Here is a 6,616-nt window from a genome sequence, read left to right on the forward strand (position 1 = left end):
GTCGGCGCCCTCAATCTGCCGATCATCAAATTCTCGGTCGACTGGTGGAACACGCTGCACCAGCCGGCTTCGGTGCTGCGGCTCGGCGGGCCCACGCTCGACCGCGCCTTCCTGATTCCGCTGCTGGTCATGGCGGTCGGCTTCACGCTGTTGTTTTTCACGCTGCACCTTGCCGCCATGCGCAACGAAATCCTGCGCCGGCGCGTGCGCAGCCTGCAGATGATGCAAGCGCGCGCCTTTGCGAGCGATGTCGGTCCCGGCACGCACGGCGCGCCGACGCAAGTCGGAGCTGTCTGAACGCCATGTCGCTCGGTCCCTACGCATCCTTCATCCTGATCTCGTATCTTTCGGCTGGCGCCGTCGTGCTGGCGCTGATCGGCTGGATCCTCATCGACTACCGCAACCAGACCCGGCGTCTGCACGAGATGGAGCAAAGCGGGGTCCTCAGGCGCTCCGGCCGTAGCGCGACGGACAATGCATGAGCGAACAGGCCGCATCCCCCTCGGCGCCGCGACGCCGCTCGTTTTTGATGGCGCTGCCGCTCATGGTTTTCGCCGCGCTGGCCGCGCTGTTCTGGCTGCGGCTCGGCGACGGCGATCCATCGCGCATCCCCTCGGCCCTGATCGGACATCCGGCGCCGCAGATTACATTGCCCGCACTGGCCGGCCTCAATGACGAGGGCAAGGAGGTGCCCGGGCTCGATCCCGCTGTCTTCAAGGGCAAGGTCACGCTCGTCAATGTCTGGGCCTCCTGGTGCATCCCGTGCCATGACGAGGCGCCGCTGCTCACCGAACTCCGCAAGGACAGGCGGCTGCAGATGGTCGGCATCAACTACAAGGATACGCCCGACAATGCGCGCCGCTTCCTCGGCCGCTACGGCAATCCGTTCGCCGTCGTCGGCGTCGACGGCAACGGCCGCGCCGGGATCGAATGGGGCGTCTATGGCGTGCCGGAAACGTTTGTTGTCGGCCGCGACGGCACCATCGCCTACAAGCTGGTCGGCCCGATCATGCCGGAAAACATCGACACCGTGCTGCGGCCGCAGATCGAGAAAGCGCTGCAAGCGGGGAGTTAGCGCGCCGTCATTGCGAGGCGCTTTGGCGCCGAAGCAATCCAGACTGCCGACGCGGACGCAGTCTGGATTGCTTCGCTTCGCTCGCAATGACGGCGTGGAGGGACAGTTGCGCGTTACCCCTTGCGAACGTCGCCGGCGTCGGCCTCGCTGGTCTCCAGCGACACCGGATCGAGATGATAGCGCTTGATCAGCGGCATCTGCAGCACGGCAAAACCCATCGTGATCGGGATCACCCCGAAGGCCTTGAACGTCACCCAGAAGTCCGTGCTCTGGGTGCGCCAGATCACCTCGTTCAGCACCGCCATGCCGGCGAAGAACAGCGCCCAGCGCAGCGTGAGCAGGCGCCAGCCATGCGGGGTGAGGTTGAACATCTGATCGAACAGCAGCGCGATGAAGGAGCGGCCGAACAAAAGGCCGCCGCCGAGAATGGCTGCGAACAGGCCGTAAATGATGGTCGGCTTGACCTTGATGAAGGTTTCGTCGTGCAGGACCAGGGTCAGCGTGCCGAACACCAGCACGATCACGCCGGTGACCAGCGCCATCAGCGGCACGTGGCGCGTCACCACATAGGAGGCAATCATCGCGGCGACGACGGCCACCATGAAAGCACCCGTCGCGACGAACAGATGATAGCGGGCATTGGCGAAGAAGAACACGGCGAGCGGTCCGAGTTCGGTCGCAAGCTTGAACAGCGGATGCGGCTGTGTCTTGTCCATGGCGCGCCTTTTACCGTTTGTCATCACCCGAAAAACGGGTGATCCAGTACCCCGAGCGGCTTCAATTTCCAATGAGCAATGCCGGTTGCTGGATGCCTCGCCGACGCGGGGCATGACGAAGGAGATTCACGATTCGATTCCCGCGATGGCCCGTGCGAAATCGCGCGCGGTGAAGGGCGCGAGGTCATCGACGCCCTCGCCAACCCCGATGAAATGCACCGGCAATTTGTGCTTTTCGGCGAGCGCGACCAGAATGCCGCCGCGCGCCGTACCGTCGAGCTTGGTCATGACGAGACCGGTGACCCCTGCCGTACGATGGAACGCCTCGACCTGCGACAGCGCATTTTGTCCCACCGTGGCATCGAGCACCAAGAGCACCGCGTGCGGCGCCGACGCATCGACCTTGCGAATGACGCGCACGACCTTTTCCAGCTCGTTCATCAATTCGGCCTTGTTCTGCAGCCGGCCGGCCGTGTCGATCAGCAGCACGTCGCGCTGCTCGTTCGTCGCCGCGGTCAGCGCGTTGAAGGCAAGGCTCGCCGAATCCGAGCCCTGGCTGCCTGCGATGACGGGCGACTTGGTTCGCTCGCCCCAGACCTTCAGTTGCTCAATGGCTGCCGCGCGAAAGGTGTCGCCGGCGGCCAGCATCACCTTGCGGCCTTCGGCGGCAAATTTCGCCGCGAGCTTGCCGATGGTTGTGGTCTTGCCGGAGCCGTTGACTCCGACCACCAGGATGACGAACGGCTTTCGCGCCGCATCGATTTCGAGAGGCTTCGCTACCGGCGCCAGCACCTTCTCGACCTCGGTCGCCACCACGCTCTTGACCTCATCGGCGGAGATCGCCTTGTCGTATCGTCCGGTGCCGACCGCCTCGGCGATGCGCGCCGCCACCTCGGTCCCGAGATCGGCGCGCAGCAGCACGTCCTCGATGTCCTCGAGCATGGCGCGATCGAGCTTGCGCTTGGTGACGAGATCGGCCACCGCCGTGCCGAGCGAACTCGACGTCCGCTTCAGCCCGCTGGACAGCCGCCGCCACCAGCTCAGTTTGGGTGTGTCTGTCGTGGTGTCATTCATGCGAGGGGTGTGTTAGCCGTTTCGCCCTGGGAACGAAAGCCTTGACGACCGATGGATGTTCCGGAACTGAGCGCCGACGAGATTCTGGCGCGCGTGCTTCACCGCGACGGACTGATGCTGGTCATCGACAAGCCGGCCGGCCTGCCGGTGCATCGCGGCCCCAAGGGCGGCGCCAATCTGGAAGCTTCCTTCGATGCGCTGCGCTTCGGCCTGCCGCGTCCGCCGGTTCTGGCCCACCGGCTCGACAAGGAGACCTCCGGCTGTCTCGTGCTGGGACGCCATCGCAAGGCAACGGCCTCGCTCGGCCTTTTGTTCAAGCACGGCAAGATCGATAAGACCTATTGGGCCGTCGTCGAGGGCGGCCCGGCCGAGGACGAAGGCATCATCGAACTACCGCTCGGGCGCAAAAATGCCGAGCGCGGCTGGTGGCAGAAGCCGGACCCGGATGGCCAGGTTGCGATCACGAGATGGAAGGTGATGGGGCGCGGCACCGGAATCACCTGGCTCGCCATGGAACCGGTCACGGGACGCACCCATCAGCTCCGCGTGCACGCTTCGGCCCAGGGCTGGCCGATGGTCGGCGACAACATCTACGGCAATGGTCCGCGTTTTGGCGAACCGCGCCTGCATCTGCATTCTCGCGAGATCGTGATTCCGATTTCGAAGAACAAGGACCCCGTGCGTGTCGTGGCGCCGGCACCAGCGCACATGCATGCGCGGCTCAGGGCATGCGGATGGAATGGGGAGTAGTTGGCCGTCATTGCGAGGCACGATGGCGCCGAAGCAATCCAGACTGCCTCCGCGGAGATAGTCTTTGGATTGCTTCGCTTCGCTCGCAATGACGACCTGACGACACCAACTTCTCCGCTGTCATCGTCCGCGAAAGCGGACGATCCAGTATTCCAGAGACAGTCGTGCTTGAGCCAAGAAGCTGCGCGTACTGGATCGCCGAGCCGGGCGATGACGCCGGAGTTAAACCGTCAATCGCAACCCGTCATGGCCGCTCATCGTGAGCCGCCGCACCTCGCCCGGCGTGCCGCCGGTGATGGCAACCGGCAGATAATGTTCCGTGCGGCCCTGGGCCTCGCTTTCGATCAGGACTTCGCGCGTGGCGCCGATTTCCGACGCCAGGCGCCGCTGCAATGCCGCCTCGCCCGCCGCTCGCAACCGCCTTGCACGCTCCTTGACCGCACTGTTTGCGATTTGCGGCATCCGTGCGGCCGGCGTGCCCGGCCGCGGCGAGTAGGGAAACACGTGCAGGAAGGTGAGACCGCATTCGTCGACCAGATCGAGCGAGCGGGAAAACATCGCCTCGGTCTCGGTCGGAAAGCCTGCGATCAGATCGGCGCCAAGCGCAATGTCCGGCCGGAAGCGGCGGACCTCGGCGCAGAACGCAATCGCGTCGGCCCGCGCATGCCGCCGCTTCATCCGCTTCAGGATCAGATCGTCACCTGATTGCAGCGACAGATGCAGATGCGGCATCAGCCGGCCGTCGCTGGCGATGACATCCAGAAGATCTGAATCCGCCTCCACCGAATCGATCGACGAGATCCGCAAACGCCGCAGTTCCGGAATGTGACGCAGGATCTGCTTCACGAGCTTGCCGAGTCTCGGCGCGCCCGGCAGGTCCGCGCCGTAGCTCGTGAGATCGACTCCGGTCAGCACGATTTCGGTGTGGCCGTGCGCGACGAGCGTACGGACCTGATCGACCACCGCGCCCATCGCAAGCGAGCGGGAATTGCCGCGGCCGAACGGAATGATGCAGAAGGTGCAGCGGTGATCGCAGCCGTTCTGCACCTGCACGAAGGCGCGCGGCAGGCCGCCCTGAAAGCCGTCGACGAGATGCGGCGCCATCTCCCTCACGGCCATGATGTCGGTGACGGCGAGTTTTTCGCCCGCCGCGGCTCCGCCATCGAGCGCCATTGCGGTAGCGCGCCAAGCCTCGCGCCGCAGCTTGTCCTCGTTGCCGAGGACGCGGTCGACTTCCGGCATGCGTGCAAACATGTCGCCCAGCGTCTGCGCGGCGCAGCCGGTGACGACGATACGCTGACCGGGGCGCTCGCGCTTCAGTTTTCGGATCGACTGCCGCGCCTGCGCCACCGCCTCATTGGTAACCGCGCAGCTGTTGATGACGATGGTGTCCGTCAGGCCAGCCGCATCGGCCTTGCGCGCGATCACCTCCGACTCGAAGGAATTCAGCCGGCAGCCAAAGGTGACGACTTCGACGCCCATGACCTCAAGCCGACGCAGGCGTCGCAAACAGCGCCGGGTCGAAGCTCCCCTCGAACTCGAATGTCGCCGTGCCCGTCATCAGCACGTGATCGTCGCGCTCGCGCCACTCGATCATGAGATCGCCGCCGGGCAGCGTGATCTGCACGATGCGATTGGCGCGCTTCAGCCGCGCGGCCGCGACCGCGGTGGCGCAGGCGGCCGAGCCGCAGGCTTTCGTCAGCCCGGCACCGCGTTCCCAGGTGCGGATCGTGATGTGGTCGCGATCGACGATATGCGCGAGCGTGATGTTGGCGCGGTCCGGAAAGATCGGGTGATTTTCCAAGAGCGGCCCGATGCGCGACAAATCATAGGCGTTGACGTCGTCGACCCAGAAGACCGCGTGCGGATTGCCCATGTTGACCACTGAGGGCGAATGCAGGATCGGCGCGTCGATCGGACCGATTTGTAGTTCGATGTAGCGGGTGTCGCGAAATTCCTCGGCCAGCGGAATGTCCTGCCAACCGAATTTTGGCGCCCCCATGTCGACCGTGTACAGATCAGCCGCCGGCCCCTGCCAGCAGTTCAGAAGGCCCGCACGGGTCTCGAAGGTCGCGGCGGTGTCGCCGGTCGCCTCGAACAGCTTTTTCACCACGCAGCGCATGCCGTTGCCGCAGGCGCCGGCCTCCGAGCCGTCACTGTTGTAAATGCTGATGAAGGCCGTGGTGCCAGAAAGCCGCGGCGGCTGCAGCACCATGAGCTGGTCGTAGGCTACGGCTGACGCGACCGCGCGCGCGTCATCCGGCGTCACCCTCCCCCGGGACTCGCGCAAATCCACGACAACGATCTCGTTGCCGATCCCGTTCATTTTAAAGAAGGCGTGGTTGGCGAGCGCGCTCATAAAGGGTTCCGGTTCTAGCCGCCCTTATATGGCGGGTGGCCGGCCCTTGGCCAGCCCATCCAAGGCGGCAGGGCAGATGACCGAACTGTCATGAGACGACGGCGCGTGCACATGTTAGACAGCGAAACTTTCGCCGGGCGGGTTCCGATGCGCCGCAAGGCAGACTGTCCCGGCCCTGGGAGATCCCCCATGAGTTTCCGTTCCTTATGCGTTTCGGCGGCCCTGCTTGCCTCGTTCTCGCTGGGTTTCGACCGGGCCATCGCCCAGTCGTCCCCGTCGCCTGCCTCCCCGGCGCCTGCCGCATCGCCCTCGCCAAGCACAAGTCCTGCCCCCGCGGCGAGCGCCTCGCCCGCTCCCGCTGCGACGCCAGCCCCGGCAGCGAGCGCCTCGCCCGCCCCCTCGGCCTCGCCGCCGGCGGCCACTGAGGCACCCGCGACGGCGCAGGCCGCCGAGCCCTTTGGCGAGCCCATCACGCTCGACGCCAAGAAAGTCGTCATCGCCAAGGGCAATGCGAACTGGGATTCCGCCTTCGACACCTTGATCGACTCCTTCAAGGCGCTCGAGGCTCTGCTCGACAAGCAGGGTATCAAGCCGGCCGGCAATGTGATGATCGTCTACACCTCGACCGACGACACCGGCTTC

At 65.2% G+C, this 6,616-nt stretch carries 7 protein-coding genes and 2 pseudogenes; 5 read left to right on the forward strand and 4 right to left on the reverse strand.

Going from position 1 to position 6,616, the window contains the following annotated elements; translation table 11 throughout:
• The 3 genes and pseudogenes from JOZ76_RS21145 to JOZ76_RS21155 form a co-directional block, all read left to right on the forward strand.
• Window positions 1–297 (forward strand): annotated as a pseudogene (locus JOZ76_RS21145) (heme transporter HemC); the annotation flags it as partial.
• A gap of 5 nt (window positions 298–302) precedes the next feature.
• Window positions 303–482, forward strand: a complete 180-nt coding sequence (gene ccmD, locus JOZ76_RS21150) for a heme exporter protein CcmD (RefSeq protein ID WP_291701491.1) — start codon at window positions 303–305, stop codon at window positions 480–482.
• Window positions 479–1,075, forward strand: coding sequence for a DsbE family thiol:disulfide interchange protein (locus JOZ76_RS21155; RefSeq protein ID WP_291701493.1), 597 nt, complete (start codon window positions 479–481; stop codon window positions 1,073–1,075). Before ccmD ends, JOZ76_RS21155 begins: the two co-directional genes overlap by 4 nt.
• Window positions 1,076–1,188: 113 nt before the next feature.
• On the opposite strand, the gene JOZ76_RS21160 is transcribed toward JOZ76_RS21155, so the two are convergent.
• Both JOZ76_RS21160 and ftsY read right to left on the reverse strand, forming a co-directional pair.
• A complete protein-coding gene (locus JOZ76_RS21160) occupies window positions 1,189–1,791 on the reverse strand; it encodes a septation protein A (protein ID WP_291701495.1) in 603 nt (200 codons plus the stop codon).
• Between the two features lie 126 nt (window positions 1,792–1,917).
• Window positions 1,918–2,865 carry a signal recognition particle-docking protein FtsY gene (ftsY, locus tag JOZ76_RS21165; protein ID WP_291701497.1) on the reverse strand — a complete coding sequence of 316 codons (948 nt, stop codon included), beginning with the start codon at window positions 2,863–2,865 and terminating at the stop codon, window positions 1,918–1,920.
• Window positions 2,866–2,916: 51 nt separating this feature from the next.
• Here ftsY and JOZ76_RS21170 point away from each other — a divergent pair, with 51 nt between their 5' ends.
• Entirely contained in the window at window positions 2,917–3,615 is a 699-nt protein-coding gene (locus JOZ76_RS21170; RefSeq protein ID WP_291701499.1) for an RluA family pseudouridine synthase, read from the forward strand.
• Window positions 3,616–3,837: 222 nt separating this feature from the next.
• On the opposite strand, the gene mtaB is transcribed toward JOZ76_RS21170, so the two are convergent.
• Both mtaB and dapF read right to left on the reverse strand, forming a co-directional pair.
• A complete protein-coding gene (gene mtaB, locus JOZ76_RS21175) occupies window positions 3,838–5,097 on the reverse strand; it encodes a tRNA (N(6)-L-threonylcarbamoyladenosine(37)-C(2))-methylthiotransferase MtaB (protein ID WP_291701501.1) in 1,260 nt (419 codons plus the stop codon).
• 4 nt (window positions 5,098–5,101) lie between these two features.
• Window positions 5,102–5,974 carry a diaminopimelate epimerase gene (gene dapF / locus JOZ76_RS21180; RefSeq protein WP_291701503.1) on the reverse strand — a complete coding sequence of 291 codons (873 nt, stop codon included), beginning with the start codon at window positions 5,972–5,974 and terminating at the stop codon, window positions 5,102–5,104.
• 189 nt (window positions 5,975–6,163) lie between these two features.
• Between dapF and JOZ76_RS21185 the strand changes: the two are divergent.
• Window positions 6,164–6,616 (forward strand): annotated as a pseudogene (locus JOZ76_RS21185) (GyrI-like domain-containing protein); the annotation flags it as partial.

The organism is Bradyrhizobium sp., from assembly GCF_019244115.1.
GTDB lineage: Bacteria > Pseudomonadota > Alphaproteobacteria > Rhizobiales > Xanthobacteraceae > Bradyrhizobium.

Coding starts and splice junctions, on each gene's coding strand:
- JOZ76_RS21160 (WP_291701495.1), bottom strand. CDS start 1,791: ATGGACAAGACACAGCCGCATCCGCTGTTCAAGCTTGCGACCGAACTC.
- ccmD (WP_291701491.1), top strand. CDS start 303: ATGTCGCTCGGTCCCTACGCATCCTTCATCCTGATCTCGTATCTTTCG.
- ftsY (WP_291701497.1), bottom strand. CDS start 2,865: ATGAATGACACCACGACAGACACACCCAAACTGAGCTGGTGGCGGCGG.
- mtaB (WP_291701501.1), bottom strand. CDS start 5,097: ATGGGCGTCGAAGTCGTCACCTTTGGCTGCCGGCTGAATTCCTTCGAG.
- dapF (WP_291701503.1), bottom strand. CDS start 5,974: ATGAGCGCGCTCGCCAACCACGCCTTCTTTAAAATGAACGGGATCGGC.
- JOZ76_RS21170 (WP_291701499.1), top strand. CDS start 2,917: ATGGATGTTCCGGAACTGAGCGCCGACGAGATTCTGGCGCGCGTGCTT.
- JOZ76_RS21155 (WP_291701493.1), top strand. CDS start 479: ATGAGCGAACAGGCCGCATCCCCCTCGGCGCCGCGACGCCGCTCGTTT.